This window comes from Curtobacterium sp. NPDC087082 (assembly GCF_044745045.1).
In the GTDB taxonomy this organism is placed as follows: Bacteria; Actinomycetota; Actinomycetes; order Actinomycetales; family Microbacteriaceae; genus Curtobacterium.
The window spans coordinates 126,383-152,337 of record NZ_JBIUZN010000001.1 but is presented as its reverse complement, the minus strand read 5'-3'; the positions used below and the strand labels follow the sequence as shown (position 1 = coordinate 152,337).

Here is a 25,955-nt window from a genome sequence, read left to right as displayed (position 1 = left end):
CGCGCCTCCCGTCCGTCGGCGCGTCAGCGCAGGGTGGGGATCAGCTCCGTGAGGAACGCGTCGGTGTCCTCCCAGCCCTCGACCGCGTGGCAGGGGACGCCGAGGGCCTTCACCGGGTAGTCGTTGCCCTCGGGGTCGAGGCGGTCGCCGACGAACAGCATGTCGTCGAGCGCGACGCTCGTGATCTCGGCCAGGCGCTGCATGCCGTACGCCTTGTCGATGCCCTTGCGGGTGATGTCGACGCTCGTCGAGCCACCGGAACGGACCTCGAGGTCGGGCAGCTCGGCCTGGACGCGCCGACGGAGCTCGTCCTTCTTCGCGCCCGTCGGGTCCCACTGCTTCTTCACGTCCACCGGAGCGGACTGGCCGAGCGCGGAGAACGTGATCTGGGACCCGCGGTCCTCGAGGATGGGGCCCCACGTCTCGGACTCCCAGAACCCGGCGGCCTTTGCCTCGGCCTCGACTGCGGCCAGGGCGCGCGCCTTCTGCTCGTCGGTGAGGTCCTCGGCGTACTGGAGCGCCCAGTCGTTGCCGGTCCACCGGTAGTAGGCGGTGCCGCAGGTCGGCAGGAGGTGCAGGTCGTCGAGCACGAGCCCGTCGCGACGCCGCAGGGGTGCGACCAGCTGCTGCTCGAACTGCTGGAAGTTGCCGCCGGAGATCACCGCGACCGGCACGACCTCGAGCAGGGACGCGAAGGTCTCGAGCATCCGGGGGTCGAGCGCGGACTTCGAGGGGGCGAGGGTGTCGTCCAGGTCGAAGGCGACGAGGCGGGGCGTGGTCATGCCCCGATCCTGCCAGAGGCCCCCGATCACATGCCGGGTGCGATGTCCTGCCCGGACGGCGCTGCGTGATGTCTGCGGTGTCACGCGCGGTGCGTGGCGGGCACCCGGTCGCGGTCGTACGTGATGTCGGTGTAGCCGTGCGGCGCCGGGGAGCCGTCCTCGTCGAGGTTGACGAACACGACCTCGTCGATGGTGAGGATGCTGCGGTGCGTGAAGAGGTTCCGTGCCTCGGCCCGCATCGTCAGCGAGGTGCGGCCGAAGCGGGTGGCGACGAGTCCGATCTCGACGATGTCGCCCTCGCGCGCCGACGACACGAACACGATCTCGGACATGTACTTCGTGACGACCTTGCCGTTGCCGAGCTGGATGATCGCGTAGACGGCGGCTTCCTCGTCGATCCAGCGGAGGAGGCTGCCGCCGAACAGGGTGCCGTTGGCGTTGAGGTCCTCCGGACGGACCCACTTGCGGGTGTAGAAGTTCATCTCGGGGCCGGGGGTGTTCGCGTCGTGCTGCATGTCAGTACATGCTACGCCCCGCCGCACACGGCAGCGGCCGCACCCCGGTGGGGATGCGGCCGCGTGCGGTGGTGCAGGACTACTCCTTGACGAGGACGACCTCGTCGAGGGGGAGACGGGTCCGCGGGGCGACCTCGCGCTCGGCGGCCTTGTCGTCGAGCTGCGACGGGTCGGCCACGGTGCCGATCGCGGTGACCGTGTAGGGCAGGAACCGCTCCGGCAGGTCGAACGCGGCACGGAGGCCCTCGGCGTCGATGCCCGCCATCTGGTGCACGTGCAGGCCCTCGGCGTGCGCCTGGACGGTCAGGGCCGCGAGGGACTGGCCGAGGTCGTACTGGGCGAAGGGACGCTCGTCGCCGTCCTCGGTCACGGTCTCGAGCACGCCGACGACCAGGGCGCTGGCGCGGAAGGCCCAGGCGGCGTTGAAGCCGAGCAGGTTCTCGTTGATCTTCCGGAACGTCTCGGTGCCACGGCGGCCGGCGATGAAGCGGCGCGGCTGGAAGTTCATGGCCGACGGGGCCCAGCGAGCGGCTTCGAGGACCGCGTCGTACGCCGCGTCGTCGATCGTCGCGGTCTCGTCGTAGGAACGGGGGCTCCACCGCTCCTCGAGCAGGGGGACGAGGGGCTGGCTGGAGTCGGTCGAACGCGTGAGCGTGCTGGAGTTCGTCGAGGTCATGGTGGGCACAACGGTATTCGATGCGTTCGCATTTCCGGCCTGAGCAACGTCGCATGGTGCAAGGATGGAGCCGATGGGTGGCGTGTTGACCGGGTTCGCGATCATCGGCGCGATCATCGCCGCCGGGTACGTCGTCGGACGCATCGGACTGCTCGGCCAGCACGCCCAGTTCGTGATGAGCCGGCTCGCGTTCTTCGTGCTCATGCCCTGCCTGCTCTTCCACACGATCGCCACGGCGGACATCCACGTCCTGCTGTCGCCGATGCTGTGGGTGTCCCTGCTCAGCGCGGTCGTGGTGGCCATCGGCGCCGGCGTGGTCTTCCGGGTCGTCCTGCGCCGGCCGCTCGCGACCACGACGGTCGGGGCGCTCGCCGCGAGCTACGTCAACGCGAACAACATCGGGCTGCCGGTCGCCGTCTACGTCCTCGGCCAGGCCACCGCGGTCGTGCCGGTCATCCTGCTGCAGCTCATCGTGCTCGCGCCGATCGCGCTGACGATCCTGGACACCGCGACCTCGGCGGGCGGGAGCTGGTGGCGCCGGATCTCGGGGCCGTTCCGGAACCCGATCATCATCGCCTCGCTCGTGGGCCTGGTCTTCTCGGCGACGGGCATCGACCTGCCGACGCCCGTGCTCGAGCCGTTCTCGCTCGTCGGCGCGGCCGCCGTGCCCGTGGTCCTGCTGTCGTTCGGGATGAGCCTGCACGGTGCGACCCCGCTCCGCGACCCGGCGATCCGGACGGACGTCATCGTGGCGTCGGCGATCAAGCTCGTCGTGATGCCGGCCGTGGCGTTCGTGTTCGCCCGGTTCGTGTTCGGGCTGGGGGACCAGGACGTCTTCGTGCTCACGACCCTCGGGGCGCTGCCGGCGGCGCAGAACGTCTTCAACTACGCGCAGCGGTACGGGGCGGCGGTGCCGGTCGCGCGGGACGTGGTGCTCATCTCGACGATCGGTTCCGTGCCGGTGCTGGTCGCGGTCGCCGCGCTCCTGCACCCCTAGCCGCGTGCCGCATCGGGGCGGCGCGTACCGTGGGCGCCACCGAACGGAAGAGGAGGTCCCCGATGGACACCATGGCGATGATGAAGACCATGTCCACGAGCGAGATGCCCGTGGCGATGAACGCTGAGCTCATGCAGGACACGATGATGGCGATGAACGCCGCGTCGATGGCCGCGACCATGTGCTCCGCGAGCGACATGCAGATGGGTGCCGACATGGCCACCTGTGCCGCGATGTGCTCGAACACGGCGATGATGGCCGACACCGGCATGCGGATGATGATGCGTCCGATGGGCATGGACGTGGACAGCATGCGCGCGATGCTCACGGCCTGCGTCGCGATGGGCACGGCGTGTGCCGCCGAGTGCCGCAGCCACGCGGACATGGACGAGTCGTGCCGCTACTGCGCGATGGCGTGCGACGAGATGGTCGCGAAGTGCGAGGCGATGATGGCCTCGATGACCGCCTGACGCGTCACGCGGTGCGCGCGGTGGTCTTCCGACCGCCGGCGCTGAGGATCTCCGCGGCCGGGTGGTGGGCGACCGGGTCGCCGACCGACACGAGCGTGTCGGCGTCCGCCACCCGCAGCTGCGTCACGCCGCCGTCGAGGAACGCGACCACCACGTCGGCGGGGCGTGTCTCGGCGACGATGCCGTCCCTCCAGGCGCGGGGCGTGGCGTCGGCCATGACGCGCTGGATCGGAAGGATCGTCGACGGGGTCGTGCGGGACATGGCTTCACCTGCTCTCGAAGGGGTTCGGTGCAGGCAACGTACGTCGCTGGGTCCGCCCCGCTCAACGAGGGCGGACGCGGGGAGTAACAGACGGCGTCAGAAGATCATCGGCCGGTCGTCGTCGAGCGAGGTCTCGAGGTCCAGGTCGACCGACACCGGGACGTGGTCGCTCGGCGCGTCGCCCTTCCGCTCGTCGCGGTGGATGCGGGCGTCCGTCACGACGTCCGAGAACGCCTGCGAGCCCATGATGAAGTCGATGCGCATGCCCTCGTTGCGGGGGAAGCGCAGGGACTTGTAGTCCCAGTAGGTGTAGCCGTCCGGCACGATCGGGCGGACGACGTCCTGCAGGCCCCGCGCCTCGAAGTCCCGGAAGGCCGCGCGCTCGGGCTCGGTGACGTGCGTGTGCCCCTCGAAGACCGAGACGTCCCACACGTCGGAGTCGAGCGGCGCCACGTTCCAGTCGCCCATCAGCGCGAGCGGCTGCTCGGGGCGCGCGGTGAGCCACTCCGAGGTGCGGTCGGCCAACTGCCCGAGCCAGTCGAGCTTGTACGTGTAGTGCGGGTCGCCGACCTCGCGCCCGTTCGGCACGTAGAGGCTCCACAGGCGGACGCCGTCGACCGTGACACCGAGGGCGCGGGCCTCCACCGGGAGGTCGGGGCCCTCGTGCCCCTTGAGGAACCCGGGCTGGCCGGGGAAGTCGCGGGTGACGTCCTCGAGCGGGAGTCGGCTGGCGAAGGCCACCCCGTTCCACTGGTTCAGGCCGTGCGCCTCGACCTGGTACCCGGCGGCCTCGAACGCCTCGACCGGGAACTGCTCCGGCTTGCACTTGATCTCCTGCATGCCGAGGACGTCGACGTCCTCGCGCACCAGCCAGTCGACGATCCGACCCACTCGGGTGCGGACGGAGTTCACGTTCCAGGTCGCCACGCGCATGGGTCCGAACCTACCGTGCGCCGGCCCGGCGGGCTCCGCGCGCCGGGCCGTGCTCCCGGGCGGAGCACGGCACGATGGTGTTCGCTGGACACCAGGACGAGACTGCATCGGAGGCACTCATGGCATCGACGACGAACCGCGTCGACGGGACCGCGACGACCGGCACCACGACGACGCAGGTCACCACCAAGGGCCGGACGATCATCGACGACACGGTCGTCGCGAAGGTCGCCGGCATCGCCGCCCGGGACGTCCCCGGCGTCTTCGCGCTCGGCGGCAATGCGGCCCGGGCGTTCGGCGCGATCCGTGACGCGATCGGCTCGAGCGCGCTCGGCCAGGGCGTCCGCGTCGAGGTCGGCGAGACGCAGGTCGCGGTCGACCTGACGATCGTCGTGGACTACCCGACGCCGATGATGGACGTCGCCACCGCGGTGCGCGCGGCCGTCACGACCGCGGTCACCGAGCTCGTCGGGCTCGAGGTCACCGAGGTCAACATCGCCATCAACGACGTGAACATCCCCGCCCTCAACGGTGTCGCCGACGACGCCGAGGGCCGCGTCCGGTGAACGCCACCGTCGTCGGCATGGGTGTCGGCGCACTGCTCGCGATCGTCGCCGTGACGCTCGGGGCATGGGCGTTCGTCGTGGTGGCCGTCTGCATGCTCGTGGGCGGGATCGTCGCCCGCATCGTCACCGGCGACGTCGACGTGCGCCGACTCCTCGACGTGCTGCGCGGACGCCGGAGCTCGTCGTGAGCACGCCCGCCGTCGCCGGTCCCGGCAGCGGCGGACGGGTCCCCGGCTCCGACCGGATCGGTTCGGCAGCCCTCGTGCACACCGCGCAGGCGGTCGCTGCGGAAGCGCTCCGGGTGCCGTTCCAGGAGGCGCGTGCCCGGGTCGCCGACGACGGCCGCGGTGGGCTGGCGGTCGAGATCACCGCACCGCTCGCCGTCCCCGTGCTGGGGAGCCACGCGGTCCCCGACGAACCCGTCACCACCTCGGCGCACCGCGCCCGCGGCACGATCGCCGAGCGGCTCCGCGCCATCACCGGCCGACAGGTCGAACGGGTGACCGTGACGTTCTCGTCGTCCGTCGTCGACACCCCGAGGAGGGTCCGGTGACCGAGCGTTCCCTGCCGGCCGGCCCGACCCACGGCCGGGTGTACCGCCGGATCGTCCGCCGCGAGACGAACGCCTCGCGGTCGGGAGCGGTCGTCGTGGCGATGCTCGTCACCCTCGTGCTCGCCGCGGCCGCCGTGTTCGCCGCCGCACTCGTGTTCCTCGACCAGCGTGCGCTCGGTGTCGACCCCCGCGCGGTCGTGGACGCCGCCGCCCGGGCACCCCGCGGGCTCGACGCGACCGTCGTGGTCGGCATCGCGGCGATCGTCGCCCTGGTCGGTCTCGTGTTCCTCGCGCAGGGGCTCCTGCCGCAGCGTCGCCCCCGGCACGCGATGTCGTCGTCGCGGCTCGCCGTGGTCGTCGACGACGAGGTGCTCGCATCGGCCGCCGCGCGGGCCGCACGGTCGGCCACCCGGCTCGGTCCGGACGCGGCCGTCGGCACCGTCGGCCGTCGGACGGTCGACGTCGTGCTCCGCCCGCCCGCGGGTGCCGACGTCCCCGCGGTCGCCGCGACCGACGCCGTGACCGCGGAGTTCGCCGCGATCGACGCGCAGCCCGTCGTCACCGCGCGGGTCCGCGTGCAGCCGACCGGACGGGTGGACGGATGAACGCGACGAACCGCGTCGTCGGACGGACGGCGCTCGTGCTGGTCGGACTCGCGCTGCTCGTGCTCGGCGTCGGGGCGATCCTCGTCCAGACGCTGCCGTGGGCGGCCACGGCGTGGCACGAGCGTGCCGGCGTGCTCGACGCCCTGGGTGCGGATGCCCCGCGCGAGACCTCGGTGACGGCGTGGACCTGGGTCCTCGGCGGCGCGGTGGTGCTCGGGGTCCTGGCGATCGTGGTGCTGTCGACGCTCGGTGGCGGTCGGGTCGGCACCGTGGTCGAGGACGACGGGTCCGCCGGCGGGGTCGCCGGTTCGGTCCGGATCGACGCTGCCGCGGTGCAGCACGCGCTGTCGTCGGCGATCGGTGCCATGCCGCAGGTGGGCTCGCTCGCGGTCGACGTGTTCCGGGTCCGGGGCGGCCGGGCGATCCGGATCCGCGTCCGACCCCGTCGCGGAGCCTCGCCGCGCGACATCACGACCGGGGTGGAGGACATCGTCGCCGACCTGGACGCCCTGCTCGGGGACCGTCTGCCGGTCCTGCTCGAGATCGCCCGGGGTGGCGCGGGCTCCCGCCGCACGGACCGGGTGCACTGAGGTCGGCATGCCGCGCTCGATCGACGGACTGTCCCGTGCGCGGGGTGCCGTCGCGGTGCCCGCGGTCGTCCGTGGCGTCGCACGGGGTCGTCCGGTGCAGGCCGTGTGGGTCAACGAGATCGGTGGCCGGACGTTCCGCATCGGTGCGGACGGCCTGGCCGAGGAGTACGTCAAGGTGCTCCCGCACGCCTATACGCCCTGGATCGTCGGCGAGGCCGCACGCCTGACCTGGGCCTCCCGGTACGCGCGCGTCCCGGAACTCCTCGACCACGGGGTCGACGACGAGGGGGCCTGGCTCCGCACCCGCGCGCTGCCGGGGTGGAGCGCGGTCGACCCCCGGTGGCACGACGAACCGCGCACGGCCGTGATCGCGGCCGGCGAGGGACTGCGGGCGCTGCACGACACCCTGCCCGTGCTCGACTGCCCGTTCGAGTGGTCCACCGTGCAGCGGGCCGGAAGGGCCCGCGCTGCCGGCGCGGACCCCGACGCGCTCGGTCCGGAGCCGCCCGTGGACCGCGTGGTGGTGTGCCACGGCGACCCGTGCACGCCGAACACCCTGATCGGCGCGGACGGTCGGTTCGCCGGGCACGTCGACCTCGACGCCCTCGGCATCGCCGACCGCTGGGCGGACCTGGGCGTGGCGACGATGGCGCTCGGGTGGAACTACGGCCCCGGGTGGGACGGACTCTTCCACGAGGCGTACGGGCTGCCCGTCGACGAGGAGCGGACGGCCTGGTACCGGGCGCTGTGGAACCTGGACGACGACGGCATCGAGACCGCGTCCGACATCGAGACCGCGTCCGGCTTCGAGACCGCGTCCGGCACGGAGACCGCCCACGGGACGAGCGCCGGACCGGATGCCCGACGGGACGGCTAGAAGGCCACGCCCCGCGCCTGCATGAACGGCACCGGGTCGACCGTGGCGCCGTTCACGTGGACCTCGAAGTGCGTGTGGCAGCCGGTCGAGTTGCCGGTGGAGCCGACGAGCGCGATCAGCTGCCCGGCCGACACCTGCTGGCCGGGGCTGACCCGGAACCCGCCGTTCACGATGTGCCCGTAGGCCGTCTGGACCCCGCCGCCGTGGCTGATGCGGACGTAGTTGCCGTACCCGCCGTACCAGCCGGCGTAGTCGACCGTGCCGGCCGCCGCCGCGACGATGGGCGTCGAGCACCCGCTCGCGAGGTCGGCGCCGTCGTGCTTGATGACGGTGCCGTAGATCGGGTGCACGCGGTACCCGTAGGGGCTGATCACGTACCCGCTGGCCGGACGGACCCACCCGGTCCCTGAGCCGGACCCCGGCGAACCGCTGGAACCCGAGCCGCTGCTGCCGGTACCGCCACCCCCGCCGCCGCTGCCGGCGTTGGCCGCGTTCGCGGCGTTCTGGGCGGCGATGGCGCGGAGGTAGGCCTCGCGCGCGGCCTTCTCCTCCGCCGCCTTGCGCACGGCCTCGCCCTTGGCGAACTCGGCCTCGGTCCGGACCCGGCCGGAGGTCAGCGTCGCGAGCTGGGCGTCGAGCCGTGCCTTGTTGGTCTGCTGTTCGTCGTAGGCGGCCTGCACCTTGTCCGCCGCGGCCTGGGAGGCCTGCATGCGGCGCTCGGCCTCGGCAGCGAGGTCGTCGAGCGCCTCGGACGCACGGTCGGCCTGGGCGGTGAGGGACCGGGCGACGGCGGCGTCGGCGGTGGCGGCGGCCTCGACGCGTTCGGCCTGCTCGGAGAGCTTGCTGAGCGCACCGAGGTTGTAGAGGAGGTCGCTGGCGTCCTGGCCGCCGGAGATCACGGACGCGGTGACGTCGGCGCCGCCGGACCGGGCCATCTGGGCGGCGAACTGCCCCGCTTGGGCGGCGCTCTGCTCGGCGACCTCGGCGTGGTCGTCGGCGTCGGCGCGGAGCCGCTGTTCCTTCTCGGCGGCGTCCTGCGCTTCGCTCTGCGCATCGAAGAACTCGGTGCCGAGGCGCTCGGCCTCGGCCTCGGCCGCCTTCACCTTGCTCGACAGCCCGGAGATGATGCCGCGGATCTCGGTGATCTGGTCCTGCTTGTCGGACTCCTGCCCGCGCGCGGCCATGACCTCGTCCCACGAGGGGTAGGTCGCCGCGCTCGCCACCGGCGCGTCGAACACCACCGTGCCGACGAGGCCCGCGAGCGCGAGGCCGGTGGCGGCGAGACGGAGTCGGACGGCGGCACGGGGACGGGAGTGGCTGGTGGGACGAGTCACGGGCACGAGCCTATACATCCGTTCAGGCACGATCGGCCGTCGCCGCGCGGCTGTGGACAACTTCGCAGGGCGGTCGCTCAGAAGCCGCGTTCCCGCCGGACGGCATCGGCGCTGTCGACGACGTCCCGCTGCAGGACGGCGGCGCCCGACGTCCCGGCGTAGTCGTACACGTCGAACCCGGTGCAGTGGGTGATCGTCGCGGGCGGGCCGAGCGAGTCCTCGACGGCGGTCGTCCAGACGTCGCCGGACCCGATCACCACGAAGGTCGGCGCGGCGTCGCGGTAGGCCCCCAGGTCGACGAGCCAGGGGTAGGTCGCGAACGTGTCCCGTACCTGCAGCAGCTGCACGTTCGTGGACGCGTACGTGGCGAGCGGGCGGACCGTCCAGAACTGCCCCACCCCGACGACGTCCCGCCCGTCGGCCCAGCGGTCGAGGCAGGCCGCCGGGTCGTAGCGCGCCTGTGCGACCGCGCGGGCGGTGCTCGGTGCGGTGGCGATCCCGGCGAGCAGCACCCCGGCGGCCGCGAGGGCGAGCACGGCCCGGATGCCGCGTCGCGGCCGGTGCACCTGGGTCCGGCGGACGGCGGTGCGGGCGAGCTCGGCGACCGCGACCAGGGCGAGCAGCGGCGCCGTGACGATCGGCTCGAGGTAGCGCGGGGTCTCCGAACCCGCGACGACGACCCCGACCGACACCGCCACGACGGTGACGAGCGGGAGCGCTGCGGCGACGAGGACGGTCCGCGAGGTCCGGACCCGCCACGCCCAGACGGTGCCGCCGACCGACAGGAGCACCCCGACGAGCAGCAGGAGCAGCCCCGCGTCGCCCGCCGCCGACCCCGCGCGGTCGTCGGTGAGCGCGGCGAAGAACCCGAGTGTCTCTCCGGCGCGCGACGGCTGGACGTAGGTCGACGGGTCGAGGGACACGAACGGCCGCAGCGGGATCCGCAGCAGGTAGCCGACTACGGACCCGAGGGTGAGCGTCGCGGCGAGCAGCCCGACCGGACGCCACGGGAGCCGGCGGGCGAGTGCCAGGAGCACGAGGGTCACGACGACCGGGGCGGCCGACCACGGGACGTACAGCGGGTTCGACGCCGTCGTGCACGCGGCGACGAGGCCGAGCACGACGAGGACCGTGACGGACGCCCGCCCGAGCCGCACCGCACGGAGCACGAGCACCGCGGTGCCGAGCATCGCCAGCACCGCGCCGTAGTAGTACGTCGTCGTGAGGAGCAGGGACGCGAGCTCCAACGAGGTCGCGGTGGCCGACGACTCGGTGAGCACCAGGAGCGTCACGAACCCGAGGGCGACCGCGGACACCGCGATCCGGGCCGACCGCCGGGCCGCAGGCATGAGCTCGTTCGCCGCGGCCCGGACGAGCGCGTACACGGCGAGCAGCACGAGGACGCCGTTCAGCGCGAGCGCCTGCTGCGGCGTGGCCGTCACGACGGAGCAGAGGAGGTAGACGGGCAGCTCCGGGAAGAAGAACAGCGCCGGGGACATCGCCCACTCGAACGGCTGCCCGAGCTGCATCGACCGTTCGACGAGCGGCAGCAGCACCGAGTCCCCGTCGTACCAGAGCAGGGCGACCCTGGAGGTCGCGACGACGTGGCGCAGGGCGATGACGGCCAGGGCCAGCGCGACCAGGGCGCCCAGCGCCTCCTGGCCGACCGCGAGCCGTCGCGCGCGCCACCGCGAGCCGCCCGTCGGACGCACGACCTCGCTGACCGGGCGCGCGTCGGAGGACATGACCGGAGCGTACCGAGCGTGGCTCGCAGCGCACCCCACCCACACGGGGCAGCGCGCTGCAGGGACGACCGGCTACCCTTGTGGGCTGTGACCGACGCGCGCGACCAGCTCATCCAGTTCATCACGGACGAAGCGGTGTTCCACGGAGACTTCACCCTCACCAGCGGGAAGAAGGCGACGTACTACATCGACCTCCGCAAGGTGAGCCTGGACCACCGTGTCGCCCCGCTCATCGGTCAGGTGATGACCGACCTCATCGGCCAGGTGCCGGACGTCGCCGCCGTGGGCGGACTGACCATGGGTGCCGACCCCATCGCGAGCGCCGTGCTGCACCAGGCCGCCGCCCGCGGACTCGCCTACGACGCGTTCGTCGTGCGCAAGGAGCCGAAGGACCACGGCCGCGGCAAGCAGGTCGAGGGGCCGGACCTCGCCGGCAAGCGCGTGATCGTACTCGAGGACACCTCGACGACGGGCGGCTCGCCGCTCAAGGCCGCCGAGGCACTCGAGCGCGAGGGCGCGATCATCGCCGCCGTGGCCGTCGTCGTCGACCGCGACACCGGCGCGAAGGAGAAGATCGAGGCTGCCGGGTACCCGTACTTCGCGGCGATCGGGCTGGCTGATCTGGGGCTGAGCGCGTGACCGAGGAGCGTCCGGACGACGCGCACGAGCCCGACCAGACCGCCGGTCCCGCAGACGGGGACGACGGACTGGAGGCACGGCGCGACTCCGCCCCGGACGCTCCGTTCCACGGTCTCCGCAGTGCCGCCGACATCTTCGGTGCGCCGCGGGGCGCGGACGACTGGCCCTCGCGCCGTGAGCGGCGCGAGGCGGAGAAGACCGCGCGCGAGACCGGCGCACCCCTGCCGGACCCGTTCGAGCCGGTGGTGTCCGACGAGCCCGTGACCCCCGCGTCGTCCGCGTCCCCCGCGTCCCCCGCGTCGTCCGCCGAGGACGATTCCACGCAGGCGATCTCGATGCCCGAGCAGCTCGAGGCACCGTCCGAGAACCCCCAGGCCGACGCCGAGGCCGAGCGGGCCACCCTCTCCGACCGGATCCCCGCAGCGGCCCCGGTCCCGCCGTCGTCGACGGCACCGCACCCGTCGTCGATCAGCCTGCCGACCGCCCAGTCCCACCGCGACCAGCGTGCGGCCGAGAACCGCGCGATCGACGAGGAGCGGCGTCGCACCGACCCGTTCGGCGCCGGACGCGAGGACGTCGACTGGCTCGGTCGGGCCACGGGCTCGCAGCCGGCCGACGCGCCCGCTGCGCCCGCGTTCCCCGTCGTGCCGCAGCCGGTCGGCGTGGAGAACGTCCTGCCGGCCACCGACGAACCGCCGAGCTTCACGGAGCTGCTCCGCATCGCCGACGGCGAGGGCGAGGGCACCGGCGGGCAGGATCGCCCGTTCGACTGGGCGATCCGCGACGACGAGGCCGGCGAGGTGCCGGCGACCCTGACCACGAACGCGTTCGACACGACGGCGCTGGCCGGTGGCTCGTGGAGCCTGGCGGACGACTCGGACGACTCGGACGACTCGGACGACGACGTCGTCGCGGGTGCGCTGCCGACCCCGGTCGGCGGGACGCCCGTCGTCGAGCCGACCACGGGGGTGGAGCCCGGGCACCCCGACGACGCCACGGAGGCGCCGGAGGACGAGCCGCGCCTCCAGGTCGACGAACCGACCACGGCGCTGCCCGTTGCCGGCGGCCCGTGGTGGGCCGAGCCGGACGGCACCGTGCCGCCGACGGCTGCCCCGCCGCTGGTCGAACCGGCCGCGTCCGAGGCGGAGCCGAGCGCGTACCCCGCGCACCTGCCTCCGGCGGTCGGGCAGGACCTCGACGCCGTGATGGGCATCCGCGGTCACGAGCCGGAGCCGCAGCGCGACGAGCCGGCACCGCTCCCGGCCGCCGCTCCGGACGACCTCGACCAGTCCGAGTGGGACGGTCGCGAGACCAGCGACACGAGTGCGATCAAGGACCTCTTCGGGACCGAGGCGGTCGGGCAGCTCGGTGGGACCGGGTACGACCCGCACGACACCGGAACGCGCATGATGCCGGCCGTCGGTGCCACGCCGGCGCACGCACCCGCGCCCGAGCGCACGCCCGTGCCACCCGTGGCGCCGGTGCCGTCGGCGTCCGCGGGCGGGGGCGACCGCGACAACTTCATCAACGAGGGCTTCGCCAAGCTCCGGAACGAGGGACAGCGCGGGAAGCGGCTGCTCATCTGGGGCTCGGTCGCGCTCATCGTCGTGCTGCTCGTCGCCGTGTTCGCGCTGACGCGGTGGATCCTCGGCAACTCGATCGAGGAGCGCACGCCGGCGCCGACCTCGACGTCAGCGGCCTCGGCGGCGGCGACCCCGAAGGAGACGCCGTCCGCCGCGGCGTCGCAGCCCTCGTCGGCATCGACCTCGCTCGAGACGCTGCAGTTCGCCACCACGCCGGCGGCCCCCGGCGAGCACGCGTGGACCGACCTCGCCGGCGGGGAGTGCCTGTCGCCGTTCACGAACGCCTGGGCGCAGACCTACACGGTCGTCGACTGCCAGACGCCGCACGTCGCCCAGCTCACCGCGCGGCTGCCCGTCTCGGCCAACCAGTGGCCCGGGCCGGACGCGCTCGCGGCCCAGGCGGCCGAGCAGTGCCAGACGTCGGCGGCCCTGAACGCCTCGGCCGCGGCGGCGTACGGGGACGTGCAGGTGCAGGGGTCCTACGCGCCCGACCAGACGACGTGGGACCAGGGGGACACGTTCATCTCGTGCTTCGTCACCCGGTCGTCGGGCGACACGATGACGGGGTCGGTCGCGCCGAGCACGTGAGGGGTCGGGCCGGGCGGACCCGGAACGACATCACCGAGGTCGTACGACGTCGACGATGTCGTCCCGGGTCGACCGCGCCGGTGTCAGGCCGCGGCCGAGACCTTCCCCGACACGTCGGAGAGGGTCCGCAGTTCGTCGGCGCTGAGCTCCAGTTCCGCCGACGCCAGCAGTGCCGGCAGCTGCTCGGTGTTGCGTGCGCTGGCGATCGGCGCGACGACGTCCGGCTGCGCCTGCAGCCACGCGAGGGCGACCGTCGCGACCTCGGTGCCGCGGTCCTGGGCGATCGTGGCGAGCGCGTCGACCACCGCGAGCCCCGCCTCGTTGAAGTAGCCGGAGACCTGGCCCTCGCGGTCCTTGCCGGCGAAGTCCTCCTTCGTGCGGTACTTGCCGGTCAGGAAGCCCGCCGCGAGCGAGAAGTACGGCACGACCCCGAGGTGCTCGGAGGCGGCCAGGGGAGCGATGTCCGACTCGTACGGCTCGCGGGTGACCAGGTTGTAGTGCGGCTGGATCGCGACGGGCAGGGCGAGGTCGTTCTCCCGCGCGATGCGGATCCACTCCGCCGCCCGCTCCTTCGAGTAGTTCGAGATGGCCGTGTACCGGACGAGGCCGTCGCGCACGAGCTGGTCGAACGCGCGCACGGTCTCCTCGAGCGGGGTCGACTCGTCGTCGAAGTGCGCGTAGTACAGGTCGATCCGGTCGGTGCCGAGCCGCTCGAGGCTCGCTCGTGCGGCCGCGGCGACGTTCGTGGCGGAGAGGCCCTGGAACTGCGGGTGCTGGGAGACCTTCGTGGCGATGACGACGTCGTCGCGCTTGCCGGACGTCGCGAGCCACGAGCCGATGACCTGCTCGGACTCGCCGCCGGAGTTCCCGGGTGCCCAGGCGGAGTAGACGTCCGCGGTGTCGACGAAGTCGCCGCCGGCCGCGGTGTAGGCGTCGAGCACCTGGTGGGAGGTCTGCTCGTCGGCCGTCCAACCGAAGACGTTGCCGCCGAGGGCGAGGGGGAACACCGTGAGGTCACTGGTACCGATGCGGGGCATGGGGATCCTTTCGTGGTCGTGTCGAACGAACCCGCCCACGCTATGCCTCGACCCTTGGCGGGCGGTCTCCGGACGTCACGCAGGACGGTGCGCTTGCATGGGGCCATGTCCGCGCTCACCACCGCACTCGCCGACCCGCGTTCGTCCGTCCGCCTCCGCGCCGTCATGGCCGCGGGGACGCACCCGGACCCGGCGGACCTCGACGTGCTGGTGGAGCAGTGCGCCGTCGAGCCGGACTTCTTCGTCCGCGACATGCTCACGTGGGCGCTCATCCGGCTCCCCGCCGACGCGGTCGTCCGTCGGGTGCTGCCCGAGCTCGACCGACCGCTGCCGCAGGCCCGGAGCCAGGCGCTGCACACGCTCTCGAAGATCGGCGACCCCGCGGTCTGGCCGTCGGTGCGGCCCCTGCTGCGGGACTCCGACGTCGGGGTCCTCCGGGCGGCGTGGCGCACCGCGGCCGCACTCGTCCCGGACGCCGAGCGGGACGCCCTCGCCCGGACGCTCGCGGAGCACCTCGGCCGTGGCGACCAGGAGACCCGGCTCAGCCTGTCCCGCGCCCTGGTCGCACTCGGCGAGGACGCGGTGCGACCGGTCCTCGACGACGCCTCGGGGCGCGGTTCGGACGACGTCCGTGCGCACGTGGCCGAGGTCGACCGCCTGCTCCGCGACCCGGACGCCGCGAGTGCCCTCGCCGTCGAGCGCGCCCGCCGCGAGGTCGCCCTCGGCCGCACCCGCTCCGCGAAGGGGTAGCGCGCGCGGGGCGACGCGCCGCGGCGCCGCGCGGCGTCGTTTCGTGAGCAGAAACGGTCGAGTCGGCGGAGGTGACCCGACCATTTCTGCGCACGAAACGCGGTGGGCGCGACCCGGGGACGGACGGGAGGCGCGGTGCGGCGCCGCCACGCGCCTCCAGGCCGTTCCGGGGCGGGTCGGGGAACACCGGGATTCGGGACGCCGAACAGGCCGGATCGGCTTGCGCACGCGGATCGGGGCGCGCCAAGGTGGGTGGCGAAGGGGAGTAGCTCCCAGCGCGTGCATCGACACACTGGCCATCACGACGATCGGCCCGGTGCACGTGGCCCTCGAGGCGAGCGAGACCTTCGGCCGTTCCGCCATGGCCGAAGCCGCTCGAGTGTGTGCAGCGTCATGGCTCGACCACGAGGACCACCATGATCGACACCCTGTCTCCCGCTTCGACGCCCGGCGTCGTGGCGTCCCGGATGGGCGCCAGCGCCTGGGGCCGCATCGCGATCTGCATCGCCATCGCCCTGCCCGCCGTCGTCTTCCGGATCGGCGGGTTCGCGCCGAACCCCGTCGTCGACCTGCTCGTCTTCGGTGGTGCCGTCGTCGCCGCCTCGTTCCTGCTCGCCTGGGCCGCCGAGGCCGCGCAGCAGGACATCGCCGGCGCCCTCGCGATCGCGATCCTCGCCCTGATCGCCGTGCTGCCCGAGTACGCGGTCGACCTGTACTACGCGTTCCGCTCCGGGTACGACCCCTCGTACGAGCAGTTCGCCGCGGCCAACATGACCGGCTCGAACCGGCTGCTGCTCGGGTTCGGGTGGCCTCTCGTCGTGATCATCTCGCTGCTCGTGGCGCGCCGGTTCGTCCGGACCGGGTCGCTCCCCGCCTCGGCTACCCGGGTGCTCGAGCTCGAGCGGTCCTCGCGGCTCGACATCGGGTTCCTGGCGCTCCTGGCCCTCGTCGCGTTCCTCATCCCGCTGATGGGCTCGATCCCGATGTGGTTCGGGTTCGTGCTGCTCGCCGCGTTCGTCTGGTACCTCTGGCGGGCGTCGAAGGTCGAGGACGGCGACAACGACGAGGAGGAGATGGTCGGCATGGCGGGCAACATCGCCTCGATGCCGCAGCGTGGGCGTCGCTGGACGATCGTGGCGCTGTTCGTCGTCGCCGCGGCCGTGATCCTGTCCTCGGCGGAGCCGTTCGCGGACGCGCTCGTGCAGTCCGGCAGCGCCCTCGGGATCGACAGCTACTTCCTCGTGCAGTGGCTCGCGCCGCTCGCCACCGAGTCGCCGGAGTTCATCGTCGCCGCGCTCTTCGCGCTGCGGGGGATGGGCGGGGCGGCGATCGGCACGCTCATCGCGTCGAAGGTCAACCAGTGGTCGCTGCTCGTCGGGTCGCTGCCGATCGCGCACGTGCTCGGCGGTGGCACCTCGGGCGGGCTGCCGCTCGACGGTCGGCAGGTCGAGGAGTTCATGCTGACCGCGTCGCAGACCGTGCTCGGCGTGGCGATCATCATCGCGCTGCGGTTCCACCGGTGGTCGGCGATCGGGCTCGCGGCGCTCTTCGCGGTGCAGTTCTTCGTGACGGACACGAACGGGCGGTGGGTGCTCAGCATCGTGCACCTGGCGGCGGCGGTCGTGGTGTTCTGGATCAACCGGCGGGAGATCCTGCCGACGGTGACGGCGCCGTTCCGCCGGGCGTCGTCCCCCGTGTTGCGGGGCTGACGCGCGGGCGCGCGGGCGCGGGGCCGGCGCGCGGGGGTGCGCCGAGTGGGCGGGATGCGTCACGCTCGGCGCCGCCAGGCGGCGCGTGGCGCCCGCTCGGCGGACGTGAGCGGCGGGTCGTGCCCGGTGGGCGGCGGTGGATTCCGCCCGCTGGGACGGGAGGCGCGGTGCGGGCTGGCGCCGCGCCTCCCGTCCGTCCGGTGGGTGCGTTCCCACGAGCGGGCGCGACATGCCGTCGGCCGCGCGCCGAGTGGGCAGAAAACGTCACGCTCGGCGTCGCCGGGCGGCACGTTGTGCCCGCTCGGCGGACGTGAGCGGCATGTCGTGCGACCGCGGTGCGGCGCAGCCGCGAGCGGCGCGGCCGCGAGCGGCGGGCGCGGCCGGCGCCGGGCGTCAGTCGGCGTCGGGGGCGAGCCAGATCGCGGAGGCCGCCGCCGCGGGCAGGTCCACGAGGGACTCCGACCCGTCCGACGACCGCCGGGACACCGCGATGACGCCCGCGTAGTCCCGCACCTGCTCCACGCGCAGGTGCGTCCCGAGCCCGACCCCGAGCTCGTCGAAGTACCGCAGCAGCGAGGGGTCATCGTCGGACACCCGGTCGACGGTGCCGCACGCCCCGGGCTCGATGGCCCCGAGCAGGGTCCCGGGGGAGTCCGGCACAGTGCCGTCCGCGCGGGGGATCGGGTCGCCGTGCGGGTCGTGCGTCGGGTGCCCGAGGTCGGCGTCGACCCGGTCGAGGAAGGTCTCCGACACCGCGTGCTCGAGCGCCTCGGCCTCGGTGTGGACCTCGTCCCACGAGTACCCCAGCCGCTGCACGAGGAACGTCTCGATCAGCCGGTGCCGCCGGACCATCGCCACGGCGACCTGCTGGCCGAGCGGGGTGAGCACGACGCCGTAGTACGGGGTGTGCTCGATGAGGCCGTCGCGGTCGAGCTTCCGGAGGTTGCCGGAAACCGTCGACGCGGACACCTTGAGCGCTGCGGCGATGTCGCGGGTGGCCAGACCCGTCCCGCCGCGCTCACTCGCCTTCCAGACGAGCTTCACGTAGTCCTCCGCCATCGTGGACAGGGAGGGCAAGCGCATGCCCCAATGGTACAAACGGCAGGTGACCGCCGCCGACCCCTCCCGCCGCCGCCGCTGGCCCGTCCCGCCGTCGCTGCTCGTCGGCCTCGCGCCGCTCGTGGCGTTCGCGGCCGTCAGCGCCTGGCGGGCCCGGCCGAGCGACGACTACCCGACCCTCGGGCAGACGGTGGACAGCGTCGTCCGGTCGCTCGTCGTCCCGGAGGGCATCGCCGCCGTCGCACTCTGCCTCGTCGTGACCGGGCTCGGCTGGTGGCGCATCGCGACCGTCGACCCGACGCGCACGCGCCTGCGGTGGACGATGGTGGCGCCGATCCTCATCGCGGTCGTGTGCATCGTGCGGCTGCCGCTCGTGGACTGGTCGGCGCTGCCGGTCCGCTACTTCCTGCTGCTCGCCGTGGGGGTGCTGCTCGTCGGGGTCTTCGAGGAGCTGATGACCCGCGGCGTCCTGCTCGTCGGGCTCCGGCGGCGCCTGCCCGAGTTCGGCGTGTGGATCGCGTCGTGCGCGCTGTTCGGGGTGCTGCACCTGCTCAACGCCCTCGCCGGGGCCGGTCTCGGGGTGACGCTCGTGCAGGTCGTGTTCGCGGCGTCGTTCGGTTCGACGCTCTACGTCGCGCGTCGGCTGACCGGGAACCTGCTCCTGCCGGTGCTGCTGCACGCGTTCTGGGACTTCGGGTCGATCGGCCTCTCGGCGACGACGGACGTGCAGGACCCGTCGAAGCTCGCCGTCGTCGGCGTGATCGGGCTGCTGTCCTTCGCGGTCCTCGCCTTCGGGGTCGTCGCCGGTGGGGTGATCGCCTGGCGGGACGACCGGCCGCGCCGCCTGCGGCGCCGGTGGCGGACGGTGCCGCCCATGGGGGCGTACGCGGTGCTGGGCGACGAGCCGCGCCTCTCCCCACTCGGCACGGCCTGACCGCCGCTGACGCGTCGTTCAGGGACCGGCGAGCGTGGGCCCTGTCCGCCGTGTGGTGACGACGGACGGACGGGAGGCGCGGGGCTGCGAGTGCGCACAGGCTGCGGTCCGGTTCACCTCGGCTTGGTGCACCGTTCCCCGCTCGGCAACCACCCGTCCTTAGCGTTCGGCGCATGCACAGATCAGCACTCCGCGGGGTGACCGTCGCCGCCGTCGCGACCGCCCTCGTCGTCGGCTCGCCCCTCGTCGCCACCGCGGCGGGGTACCCGAGCGACACCGCCAAGCCCGACCTCGTCTCCCTGCTGAGCGGGTACGACCACTACTGGAAGTCGAGCGGGACGAACGACCTGCACGGCACCGTGCTCGATGCCGGGACGCTGGCGGAGAACGACCAGCTGACCTCGTGGATCAACCAGCACGCCACGAAGGCGCAGCAGCTGAAGGCGCTGCAGGACTCCGAATACCAGAACGCCACGAACACCGCGTACGACCAGTCGATGACGGTGTCGCAGGGGCTCGGTCCGGCACTCGAGAAGATCTACGTCGAGGGTCGGAACGCCGGGAAGCTGCCGCTGACCTCGGCGGTGGTGAACTCCTCGAACGGTACGAGCGGCGCGTACGTCAGCACGGGTGACGCGAAGGCGCACTACAGCTACCCGCGGCCGTACCTGCCGGCGAGCAGCACCGCGACGCTGCCCGCGACCGACGACCAGACCGGCTGCGCCCCGGCGAAGGTGAACGCGTCGTCGCTCGCCGCGAACCGCGCCGGCAAGGCCTGGGCATCGGCGGACGGGACGCTCGACATCACGCGGGTGCCGGTCGCCACGGACACGTCGCACGAGTTCTCGCCGAACGACGTCGTGCTCGACCCCGGGTACGGCACCGCCGGCATCTGCACGGGCGGCTCGTACCCGAGCGGTCACACCACCACGGCGTACCAGGCGGGCATCACCCTCGCCACGCTCGTGCCGGAGCTGGCGCCGGAGCTGCTCGCCCGCGCTTCCGAGGCCGGCAACGACCGCATCGTGCTCGGCGTCCACTACCCGCTCGACATCATGGGCGGGCGCATCGACGGCGAAGCGGCACTCGCGGCCCGCTGGTCGGACACCCAGTACCGCACCGAGGTCCTCGAGCCGGCGCGGAAGGAACTCGTCTCGTACCTCGAGCAGCAGTGCGGCGACACGCTCGCGAACTGCATCGCCCACTCGACGGCGTACTCGGACGACCCGTACGGCGGGGCCGCGATCCCCGGTGGCACCGCCCAGGTCGTCACCGACCGCGCCTCGGCCGCGGCGGTCTACCGCGAGCGGATGACCTACGGCTTCGCGGCGACCGGCACCACCGGGCTCGCCCCCTCGGTGCCGACCGGTGCGTCGAACCTGCTCCTCACCGCGTTCCCGACCCTGACCGACGCGCAGCGCACCGCCGTGCTCGCCCAGACCGAGATCGCGTCGGGCTACCCGCTCGACCAGTCCGGCTCGGCCGCGGGCTCGTGGGAGCGCCTCGACCTCGCCGCCGCCACGAGCGCCACGGTCGCGGTGTCGGCCGACGGCACCGCGAAGGTCCTCTCGACCGGCGGCACCGCTCGCGTCGTGACCGGCGTCCTCACGGCGCCGAAGGGCACCTCGGTCGCTGCCGGAGGGTCGCTCGCGCTGGCCGGCACCGGGTTCACCCCGGGGGCCTCGGTCCGGGTCGTCCTGCACTCCACCCCGGTCACGGTGGGCACGCTCACCGTCGCGGCGGACGGCACGGTGTCCGGCAGCGTCACCATCCCGGCCGGCACGGCCACCGGAGCGCACACGATCGACGTGGTCGACGCCTCAGGCGCCTCGGCGCTCGTCGCACCGCTCGCGATCACGGTGACCCCGGCCGCTGCCGGGTCGGGCACGGGCACCGGTGGCACGGGAGCCGGGAGCGGCGGCACCGGCACCGTCGTCGACCCGGGGACGGGCATCCACCTGCCGGTCGTCTCCGGCTGATCGCGGGCCGGCCGGCGTCCGTCCCGTGCGGCGGCGCCGGCCGCCTTCCCGTTCCCGTCACCCCTGGAGCACCCCCATGCGCACACGCACCCTCTGGACCGCGACCGGCGTCGCTGCCGCGGTCGTCCTCGCCGGGGCGGTCGCCGTCCCGTTGCTCGGGTCCACCCCGGTCGCCTCGGCACCCGTCCCGTCGGCGTCGGCGACCCGGTCCCACGTCGCCCCGGCCGTCCCGCACGTCGGGGCAGCCGCGCTCGCCGCACTGCCGGAGGCGCAGTACTCGGCGGTCATCGGCGGGCTCATGCCGTTCGACCGGACCATCACCTCGGACACCGTGTTCCGGCTCCGGGCCGACGCACCCCTGTTCGGCGCGGCGCGGACCACACCGGTCGCGCGGTTCGCCGCCACCGACTTCCTCCGGCAGCCCACCACGGTCGTCGGGGTCGAGCGCGACGGGGACTGGGAGCGTGTCCTCACCCCGGCGCGCCAGCAGCTGCCCTCGGCCGCCGGGGGATCGGCGGCGGCGCAGACCTCGGCGTGGGTGCCGGTGGCGTCGCTCCGGGAGGTGTCGACCCCGACCTCCCGCGTCGTCATCTCGACGACGGACCAGTCCGTGTCGATCGTCTCGTCGGACGGCGGGGCCGTGCAGCGGTTCCGCGCCGGGGTCGGCACGGCGGACACCCCGACGCCGACCGGGGTCACCGGCTACCTCGAGCAGCGGTACGTCGACCCCGCGCAGGGCACCGGCGACCACCCGATCCAGCTGACCTCGCTGCACTCGAGCGCGGCCGACGAGCCGTACGGCGGGCACGACGGCGGGCTGATCGGGCTGCACTGGAACGCGACGACCTCGGGTGCGGTGTCGCACGGCTGCGTGCGGCTCGACGCCGAAGCGGTGGCGGCGGTGGACGCCCTGCCGCTCGGCACCCTCGTCACGGTCGAGTAGGGCGCCGAGCGGCGGCGATCAGCCGGTGGCGCCGCCGATGATCGCCGGACGCTCGAACGGGTCCGCGGTGACGAACGTGACCGCCTGTGCGCGGAACTGGTCGACCCCGGCCGTCGGCAGCCTGACGAAGTCCGTCCACGTCTCGCCCGCGGCGACGAACCGCGAGGCCTGCTGCTCGTCCACGATCTCGTGGTCGTCGGGCGTGCCCGAGAACGCCGTCGCGTCGACGACGACGGTGCGGGCCTCGGTGCACTCGATCGTCCAGTGGACCCAGCCCTTCAGGTGGTCGGCGACCATCGTCGTCGTCGAACAGCCGGGGGCTGACGGGTCCCGAGGTCCGGGGACCGAGGCGGACGCGGCGGTGGGCAGTGCAGCGACCGAGAGGCCGAGCGCCATGGTGCCGACCGCGGCGACCGAGAGAATTCGCTCCATCGTGGAACTCCAATCTGATGTTTCAGGAGTTCCGAGTCTGGTGGCGGCGACGCGGTCGAGCAACCGAGTGGCAACGCGTTGCCGCGCCCGATGAGCGGCGGCGATCACGGGGTTCGGTTCAGGGCTTGCGGCCGACGGCGAAGACCCGCCGGAACGGGTACACCGTGCCGTGCGCCCCCGCCGGGTACGCCGACCGCAGCGCCGCCGCGTACTCCGCCTCGTACGCCGCGGTCGACGCGCCGGACGGGTCCGCCGCGTCGAGCGCCTGCAGTGCCGGACGGAGCCCGGTCCCGCGCACCCAGTCCAGCACCGGGTCGACGCCCGGCAGGAGCTGGGCGTAGGTGGTCTCCCACGCGCGGGCTTCGAACCCGGCGTCGAGCATGATGCCGAGGTAGCCCGCCGGGTCGAGCACCGGGTCCTCGCGGAGGACACCGGCCAACGCCGGCGCCCACGGCCCGGAGGCGGCGACGGACCGCATGAGCGCGTGCGACGGCGACCCGAAGTTGCCCGGCACCTGCATCGCGAACCACGATCCGGACGGCATCGCGTCGAGCCATCGCGGCAGCAGTGACACGTGCGACGGCACCCACTGGAGCGCCGCGTTCGTCACGACGACGTCGTCCGTGGGGCCGGGTGTCCAGTCCTCGATCGAGCCCAGCTCGAACGACAACCCGGGGCCGGTCGGCGCCGACGCCAGCATCTGCGCCGAGCTGTCGATCCCGACCACCGACGCGGAAGGCCACCGCGCTGCCAACGTGGCGGTGAGGGTCCCGGGGCCGCAGCCGAGGTCGACGACGCGACGGGGCGCCTCCTGGCCCGCACCCGCCGGCCACGCGATCTGCGCGACGAGGTCGTGGAAGGGCCGCGCGCGGTCGTCCGCGAAGGCGGCGTACCGCGTCGGGTCCCAGCGCATCGCTACAGCTCCACCTCGAAGGGTTCGGTGCGGACGAGCTCGTGGACGCCGGAGATGACCTCGCTCGGGCGGAAGGGGTAGCGGTCGATCTCGGCCTGGTCGCTGATGCCGGTCATGACGAGGACGGTGTGGAGTCCTGCCTCGATGCCGGCCTGCACGTCGGTGTCCATCCGGTCGCCGATCATGCCGGTGTTCTCGGAGTGGGCGCCGATCCGGTTCATCGCCGAGCGGAACATCATCGGGTTCGGCTTGCCGACCACGTACGGCTGCTTGCCGGTGGCCTTCTCGATCATCGCGGCGATGGCGCCGGTCGCCGGGAGGACCCCCTCGGCCGACGGGCCCGTCGCGTCGGGGTTCGTGACGATGAAGCGGGCACCGTCGCGGATGAGGCGCACGGCCTTGGTGATCGCCTCGAACGAGTAGTTGCGGGTCTCACCGACGACGACGTAGTCGGGGGCGGTCTCGGTCATGATGAAGCCGGCCTCGTGCAGGGCCGTGGTCATGCCGGCCTCGCCGATGACGAACGCGGAGCCGCCGGGCATCTGGGACTTGCAGAAGTCGGCGGTGGCGAGGGCGCTCGTCCAGATGCGCTCCTCGGGGACGTGGATGCCGGACCAGCGGAGCCGGGCGCTGAGGTCACGCGGGGTGAAGATCGAGTTGTTGGTCAGGACGAGGAACTCCGTGCCCTCGTCGAGCCACTGCTGGATCAGTTCCGGCGCCCCGGGGAGCGCCTGGTTCTCGTGCACGAGCACGCCGTCCATGTCGGTCAGCCAGCACTCGACCTCGTCGCGGGTTGCCATGCCCCTCACCCTAGTGCGCGCCCGTGACGGCCCGGCTCGGCGTCGGCTCGGAGAAGGCCGGGAGGCACGGATCGGCTCTTGCGCGCCGGTCGCGGACCCGAGATGGTCGAGACACCGAATGCCGGTCGGCTTTGCCCTAGGCTTTTCGGGACACGTACTGGAAGAAGGAGGACGCCCCGTGCTCGTCGAACCCGGAACCCCGCCCGTCGCACCCCGGCCCGTCACGCCGTCGGAGCAGGCCGAGGCGACTCCGCGACGGCGCCGTGGCCGCCCCAACGTCCTCAGCCGCGAGCAGGTGATCGACGCCGCGACGGCCATCGCGAACGAGGACGGCCTCGACCGGCTGTCCTTCCGCGCGCTCGGCGTCCGGCTCGGCGTCGCGCCGATGACCGTGCACCGGACGATCGGCGGCCTCGACGACCTGCACGCCGAGCTCGTCCGCCGCACGGTCGACGAGTTCACCGCGACGTTCGTCTGGCCGGACGAGTGGCACGCGGTCGTCCGGACGTTCGCCACGACCTTCCGCGACCTCATGCTGACCCACCCCCTCGTGCTCGAGTCGCACAGTCGCCGCGGGGCCCTGGTGTCGACGGAGTCCGACGCCGTCGTGGCGAAGGTCGTCGGTGCGCTCCGGTCGGCCGGCCTGCCCGACGCCGAGGCGATGTACGCGTTCTTCGTCGTGTACGACTTCGTGGTCGGGCACACCGGTGTGCAGGTCGGCCGGGGCTCGGCCGCGGCCGGTCGTCCGGAGCGGCACGAGCTCGTGGCGGAGATCCTCGGTTCGCACTCGTACGAGGACCGGTTCGCGCTGGGGCTCGACGTCCTCATCGCGGGGATCGAGTCCCGGATCCGGTGACCGGCGACCCCGCCGTACGCTTGGGGGCGTGACCGCCGTCCCCGAACCGTCCCACGAGCGGACGACGAACGGGGTCGGGCCGCACCCCGAGCCCTGGCCGGACGACCCGCGGCTCGACCCGGAGCTCCTGGCGACCGGGGACACCCGCAACGTCGTCGACCGGTTCCGCTACTGGTCGATGGACGCCATCGTCGCCGATCTCGACACGCACCGCCACGCGTTCGACGTGGCGATCGAGAACTGGCAGCACGACCTCAACATCGGGTCGATCGTGCGGAGCGCCAACGCGTTCCTCGCCGGCACCGTGCACATCGTCGGGCGCCGTCGGTGGAACAAGCGCGGCGCGATGGTCACCGACCGGTACCAGCACGTGCGGTACCACCCCGACGTCGCCGCCTTCCTCGAGGCCATGCGCGACGAGGGGCGTCCGGTGATCGCGATCGACAACACCCCCGGGGCCTCCCGCATCGAGACGGCGCCGATCCCGGAACGGTGCGTGTTCCTGTTCGGGCAGGAGGGCCCCGGGCTGACCGACGAGGCCGTCGCCGGGGCGGACGGACACCTCGAGATCACGCAGTTCGGGTCGACAAGGAGCATCAACGCCTCGGCGGCCGCGGCGATCGTCATGCACAGCTGGGTCGTCCAGCACGCCGCCACCGACTGAGGGTTGTCCCCCGAACGGGGTGAATCGCAGGGTGAAAAACCCCCGTTTGCGCGACGGGTGTCAGAGAAGCGACAGAAGATCGACAGGACGACCTGTGAGGCGGTCGTCACATCCCTGATCCCACCCGGCAGCGTGGACCCGACCACTCCCAAGGGTCTGTTCGT

General features: G+C 73.1%; 29 protein-coding genes. 17 read left to right on the top strand and 12 right to left on the bottom strand.

Translation table 11 applies throughout. From position 1 onward, the window contains the following. Positions 1 to 23 precede the first annotated feature (23 nt). The 3 genes from ACIPEP_RS00680 to ACIPEP_RS00670 all read right to left on the bottom strand — a co-directional run bounded on the left by ACIPEP_RS00680 (position 24) and on the right by ACIPEP_RS00670 (position 1,973). Positions 24 to 782, bottom strand: coding sequence for an HAD-IIB family hydrolase (locus ACIPEP_RS00680; RefSeq protein ID WP_071303454.1), 759 nt, complete (start codon positions 780 to 782; stop codon positions 24 to 26). Positions 783 to 862: 80 nt separating this feature from the next. Beyond that, on the bottom strand, positions 863 to 1,297 hold the full coding sequence (locus ACIPEP_RS00675) for an acyl-CoA thioesterase (protein WP_083295084.1): 435 nt from the start codon (positions 1,295 to 1,297) through the stop codon (positions 863 to 865). 79 nt (positions 1,298 to 1,376) lie between these two features. Further along, positions 1,377 to 1,973, bottom strand: coding sequence for a nitroreductase family protein (locus tag ACIPEP_RS00670; protein WP_070417061.1), 597 nt, complete (start codon positions 1,971 to 1,973; stop codon positions 1,377 to 1,379). Positions 1,974 to 2,046: 73 nt separating this feature from the next. On the opposite strand from ACIPEP_RS00670, the gene ACIPEP_RS00665 reads away from it, so the two are divergent. Continuing rightward, positions 2,047 to 2,970: an AEC family transporter gene (locus tag ACIPEP_RS00665; protein WP_402716174.1), complete on the top strand. Its 924-nt coding sequence runs from the start codon at positions 2,047 to 2,049 to the stop codon at positions 2,968 to 2,970. 62 nt (positions 2,971 to 3,032) lie between these two features. Then, positions 3,033 to 3,440, top strand: coding sequence for an aldehyde dehydrogenase (locus ACIPEP_RS00660; protein WP_402716173.1), 408 nt, complete (start codon positions 3,033 to 3,035; stop codon positions 3,438 to 3,440). A 4-nt stretch (positions 3,441 to 3,444) separates the two neighbouring features. Here the strand turns inward: ACIPEP_RS00660 and ACIPEP_RS00655 are convergent, their stop codons facing one another. Beyond that, positions 3,445 to 3,702, bottom strand: a complete 258-nt coding sequence (locus tag ACIPEP_RS00655; RefSeq protein WP_402716172.1) for a nuclease — start codon at positions 3,700 to 3,702, stop codon at positions 3,445 to 3,447. A 96-nt stretch (positions 3,703 to 3,798) separates the two neighbouring features. Next, positions 3,799 to 4,635, bottom strand: coding sequence for an exodeoxyribonuclease III (locus tag ACIPEP_RS00650; protein WP_402716171.1), 837 nt, complete (start codon positions 4,633 to 4,635; stop codon positions 3,799 to 3,801). A 119-nt stretch (positions 4,636 to 4,754) separates the two neighbouring features. Here ACIPEP_RS00650 and ACIPEP_RS00645 point away from each other — a divergent pair, with 119 nt between their 5' ends. The 6 genes from ACIPEP_RS00645 to ACIPEP_RS00620 are packed head-to-tail and all read left to right on the top strand — an operon-like array spanning position 4,755 to position 7,826. Then, the gene (locus ACIPEP_RS00645; protein ID WP_070419251.1) at positions 4,755 to 5,201 is read left to right on the top strand and encodes an Asp23/Gls24 family envelope stress response protein; all 447 of its coding nucleotides are present in this window, start codon (positions 4,755 to 4,757) and stop codon (positions 5,199 to 5,201) included. Then, complete coding sequence (locus ACIPEP_RS00640; protein ID WP_070417057.1) at positions 5,198 to 5,389, top strand: hypothetical protein; 192 nt, start codon at positions 5,198 to 5,200, stop codon at positions 5,387 to 5,389. Before ACIPEP_RS00645 ends, ACIPEP_RS00640 begins: the two co-directional genes overlap by 4 nt. Further along, a complete protein-coding gene (locus ACIPEP_RS00635) occupies positions 5,386 to 5,754 on the top strand; it encodes a hypothetical protein (protein ID WP_402716170.1) in 369 nt (122 codons plus the stop codon). The genes ACIPEP_RS00640 and ACIPEP_RS00635 overlap by 4 nt, the downstream gene beginning before the upstream one ends. Continuing rightward, entirely contained in the window at positions 5,751 to 6,359 is a 609-nt protein-coding gene (locus tag ACIPEP_RS00630) for a hypothetical protein (protein WP_402716169.1), read from the top strand. The genes ACIPEP_RS00635 and ACIPEP_RS00630 overlap by 4 nt, the downstream gene beginning before the upstream one ends. Then, on the top strand, positions 6,356 to 6,949 hold the full coding sequence (locus ACIPEP_RS00625; protein WP_402716168.1) for a hypothetical protein: 594 nt from the start codon (positions 6,356 to 6,358) through the stop codon (positions 6,947 to 6,949). The genes ACIPEP_RS00630 and ACIPEP_RS00625 overlap by 4 nt, the downstream gene beginning before the upstream one ends. 7 nt (positions 6,950 to 6,956) lie before the next feature. Continuing rightward, on the top strand, positions 6,957 to 7,826 hold the full coding sequence (locus ACIPEP_RS00620; RefSeq protein ID WP_402716167.1) for a phosphotransferase: 870 nt from the start codon (positions 6,957 to 6,959) through the stop codon (positions 7,824 to 7,826). Here ACIPEP_RS00620 and ACIPEP_RS00615 read toward each other — a convergent pair. Both ACIPEP_RS00615 and ACIPEP_RS00610 read right to left on the bottom strand, forming a co-directional pair. Then, on the bottom strand, positions 7,823 to 9,160 hold the full coding sequence (locus ACIPEP_RS00615; RefSeq protein ID WP_139201829.1) for a M23 family metallopeptidase: 1,338 nt from the start codon (positions 9,158 to 9,160) through the stop codon (positions 7,823 to 7,825). The genes ACIPEP_RS00620 and ACIPEP_RS00615 overlap by 4 nt on opposite strands. A 77-nt stretch (positions 9,161 to 9,237) precedes the next feature. Continuing rightward, on the bottom strand, positions 9,238 to 10,905 hold the full coding sequence (locus ACIPEP_RS00610) for a hypothetical protein (protein WP_071303461.1): 1,668 nt from the start codon (positions 10,903 to 10,905) through the stop codon (positions 9,238 to 9,240). A gap of 87 nt (positions 10,906 to 10,992) precedes the next feature. On the opposite strand from ACIPEP_RS00610, the gene pyrE reads away from it, so the two are divergent. Next, positions 10,993 to 11,544, top strand: a complete 552-nt coding sequence (gene pyrE / locus ACIPEP_RS00605) for an orotate phosphoribosyltransferase (RefSeq protein WP_022905654.1) — start codon at positions 10,993 to 10,995, stop codon at positions 11,542 to 11,544. Then, positions 11,541 to 13,715, top strand: coding sequence for a septum formation family protein (locus tag ACIPEP_RS00600; protein WP_402716166.1), 2,175 nt, complete (start codon positions 11,541 to 11,543; stop codon positions 13,713 to 13,715). The genes pyrE and ACIPEP_RS00600 overlap by 4 nt, the downstream gene beginning before the upstream one ends. An 83-nt stretch (positions 13,716 to 13,798) precedes the next feature. Here the strand turns inward: ACIPEP_RS00600 and ACIPEP_RS00595 are convergent, their stop codons facing one another. Further along, entirely contained in the window at positions 13,799 to 14,752 is a 954-nt protein-coding gene (locus ACIPEP_RS00595; RefSeq protein WP_402716165.1) for an aldo/keto reductase, read from the bottom strand. Positions 14,753 to 14,857: 105 nt separating this feature from the next. Between ACIPEP_RS00595 and ACIPEP_RS00590 the strand changes: the two genes are divergently transcribed. Together ACIPEP_RS00590 and ACIPEP_RS00585 are read left to right on the top strand one after the other, a co-directional pair. Beyond that, complete coding sequence (locus ACIPEP_RS00590; RefSeq protein WP_402716164.1) at positions 14,858 to 15,502, top strand: HEAT repeat domain-containing protein; 645 nt, start codon at positions 14,858 to 14,860, stop codon at positions 15,500 to 15,502. Positions 15,503 to 15,918: 416 nt separating this feature from the next. Then, positions 15,919 to 17,211, top strand: coding sequence for a sodium:proton exchanger (locus ACIPEP_RS00585; RefSeq protein ID WP_402716163.1), 1,293 nt, complete (start codon positions 15,919 to 15,921; stop codon positions 17,209 to 17,211). Between the two features lie 393 nt (positions 17,212 to 17,604). On the opposite strand, the gene ACIPEP_RS00580 is transcribed toward ACIPEP_RS00585, so the two are convergent. Further along, on the bottom strand, positions 17,605 to 18,294 hold the full coding sequence (locus tag ACIPEP_RS00580; protein WP_071294437.1) for a metal-dependent transcriptional regulator: 690 nt from the start codon (positions 18,292 to 18,294) through the stop codon (positions 17,605 to 17,607). 22 nt (positions 18,295 to 18,316) lie between these two features. On the opposite strand from ACIPEP_RS00580, the gene ACIPEP_RS00575 reads away from it, so the two are divergent. The 3 genes from ACIPEP_RS00575 (at position 18,317) to ACIPEP_RS00565 (ending at position 22,126) form a co-directional block, all read left to right on the top strand. Next, positions 18,317 to 19,204 (top strand): lysostaphin resistance A-like protein, encoded by an 888-nt coding sequence (locus ACIPEP_RS00575; RefSeq protein ID WP_402716162.1) that lies wholly within the window; start codon positions 18,317 to 18,319, stop codon positions 19,202 to 19,204. 173 nt (positions 19,205 to 19,377) lie between these two features. Further along, positions 19,378 to 21,183: a phosphatase PAP2 family protein gene (locus ACIPEP_RS00570; protein WP_402716161.1), complete on the top strand. Its 1,806-nt coding sequence runs from the start codon at positions 19,378 to 19,380 to the stop codon at positions 21,181 to 21,183. Positions 21,184 to 21,259: 76 nt separating this feature from the next. After that, entirely contained in the window at positions 21,260 to 22,126 is an 867-nt protein-coding gene (locus tag ACIPEP_RS00565; protein ID WP_402716160.1) for a L,D-transpeptidase, read from the top strand. Positions 22,127 to 22,144: 18 nt separating this feature from the next. Here ACIPEP_RS00565 and ACIPEP_RS00560 read toward each other — a convergent pair whose 3' ends face one another. The 3 genes from ACIPEP_RS00560 to ACIPEP_RS00550 form a co-directional block, all read right to left on the bottom strand. Then, positions 22,145 to 22,558, bottom strand: a complete 414-nt coding sequence (locus ACIPEP_RS00560; protein ID WP_402716159.1) for a hypothetical protein — start codon at positions 22,556 to 22,558, stop codon at positions 22,145 to 22,147. Between the two features lie 118 nt (positions 22,559 to 22,676). After that, the gene (locus ACIPEP_RS00555) at positions 22,677 to 23,471 is read right to left on the bottom strand and encodes a methyltransferase domain-containing protein (RefSeq protein WP_402716158.1); all 795 of its coding nucleotides are present in this window, start codon (positions 23,469 to 23,471) and stop codon (positions 22,677 to 22,679) included. A gap of 2 nt (positions 23,472 to 23,473) precedes the next feature. Continuing rightward, a complete protein-coding gene (locus ACIPEP_RS00550) occupies positions 23,474 to 24,271 on the bottom strand; it encodes an HAD-IIA family hydrolase (RefSeq protein ID WP_070417042.1) in 798 nt (265 codons plus the stop codon). A 178-nt stretch (positions 24,272 to 24,449) separates the two neighbouring features. On the opposite strand from ACIPEP_RS00550, the gene ACIPEP_RS00545 reads away from it, so the two are divergent. Then, positions 24,450 to 25,127: a TetR/AcrR family transcriptional regulator C-terminal domain-containing protein gene (locus tag ACIPEP_RS00545; RefSeq protein ID WP_402716157.1), complete on the top strand. Its 678-nt coding sequence runs from the start codon at positions 24,450 to 24,452 to the stop codon at positions 25,125 to 25,127. 28 nt (positions 25,128 to 25,155) lie between these two features. Continuing rightward, positions 25,156 to 25,791 carry a TrmH family RNA methyltransferase gene (locus tag ACIPEP_RS00540; protein ID WP_402716156.1) on the top strand — a complete coding sequence of 212 codons (636 nt, stop codon included), beginning with the start codon at positions 25,156 to 25,158 and terminating at the stop codon, positions 25,789 to 25,791. The last annotated feature ends 164 nt before the right edge of the window (positions 25,792 to 25,955 follow it).

Bases quoted from the DNA above. Each gene is read 5' to 3' on its own strand.
- ACIPEP_RS00680 (WP_071303454.1), bottom strand. From the start codon at position 782: ATGACCACGCCCCGCCTCGTCGCCTTCGACCTGGACGACACCCTCGCC.
- ACIPEP_RS00675 (WP_083295084.1), bottom strand. From the start codon at position 1,297: ATGCAGCACGACGCGAACACCCCCGGCCCCGAGATGAACTTCTACACC.
- ACIPEP_RS00670 (WP_070417061.1), bottom strand. From the start codon at position 1,973: ATGACCTCGACGAACTCCAGCACGCTCACGCGTTCGACCGACTCCAGC.
- ACIPEP_RS00665 (WP_402716174.1), top strand. From the start codon at position 2,047: ATGGGTGGCGTGTTGACCGGGTTCGCGATCATCGGCGCGATCATCGCC.
- ACIPEP_RS00660 (WP_402716173.1), top strand. From the start codon at position 3,033: ATGGACACCATGGCGATGATGAAGACCATGTCCACGAGCGAGATGCCC.
- ACIPEP_RS00655 (WP_402716172.1), bottom strand. From the start codon at position 3,702: ATGTCCCGCACGACCCCGTCGACGATCCTTCCGATCCAGCGCGTCATG.
- ACIPEP_RS00650 (WP_402716171.1), bottom strand. From the start codon at position 4,635: ATGCGCGTGGCGACCTGGAACGTGAACTCCGTCCGCACCCGAGTGGGT.
- ACIPEP_RS00645 (WP_070419251.1), top strand. From the start codon at position 4,755: ATGGCATCGACGACGAACCGCGTCGACGGGACCGCGACGACCGGCACC.
- ACIPEP_RS00625 (WP_402716168.1), top strand. From the start codon at position 6,356: ATGAACGCGACGAACCGCGTCGTCGGACGGACGGCGCTCGTGCTGGTC.
- ACIPEP_RS00620 (WP_402716167.1), top strand. From the start codon at position 6,957: ATGCCGCGCTCGATCGACGGACTGTCCCGTGCGCGGGGTGCCGTCGCG.
- ACIPEP_RS00610 (WP_071303461.1), bottom strand. From the start codon at position 10,905: ATGTCCTCCGACGCGCGCCCGGTCAGCGAGGTCGTGCGTCCGACGGGC.
- ACIPEP_RS00595 (WP_402716165.1), bottom strand. From the start codon at position 14,752: ATGCCCCGCATCGGTACCAGTGACCTCACGGTGTTCCCCCTCGCCCTC.
- ACIPEP_RS00590 (WP_402716164.1), top strand. From the start codon at position 14,858: ATGTCCGCGCTCACCACCGCACTCGCCGACCCGCGTTCGTCCGTCCGC.
- ACIPEP_RS00585 (WP_402716163.1), top strand. From the start codon at position 15,919: ATGATCGACACCCTGTCTCCCGCTTCGACGCCCGGCGTCGTGGCGTCC.
- ACIPEP_RS00580 (WP_071294437.1), bottom strand. From the start codon at position 18,294: ATGCGCTTGCCCTCCCTGTCCACGATGGCGGAGGACTACGTGAAGCTC.
- ACIPEP_RS00570 (WP_402716161.1), top strand. From the start codon at position 19,378: ATGCACAGATCAGCACTCCGCGGGGTGACCGTCGCCGCCGTCGCGACC.
- ACIPEP_RS00565 (WP_402716160.1), top strand. From the start codon at position 21,260: ATGCGCACACGCACCCTCTGGACCGCGACCGGCGTCGCTGCCGCGGTC.
- ACIPEP_RS00560 (WP_402716159.1), bottom strand. From the start codon at position 22,558: ATGGAGCGAATTCTCTCGGTCGCCGCGGTCGGCACCATGGCGCTCGGC.
- ACIPEP_RS00555 (WP_402716158.1), bottom strand. From the start codon at position 23,471: ATGCGCTGGGACCCGACGCGGTACGCCGCCTTCGCGGACGACCGCGCG.
- ACIPEP_RS00550 (WP_070417042.1), bottom strand. From the start codon at position 24,271: ATGGCAACCCGCGACGAGGTCGAGTGCTGGCTGACCGACATGGACGGC.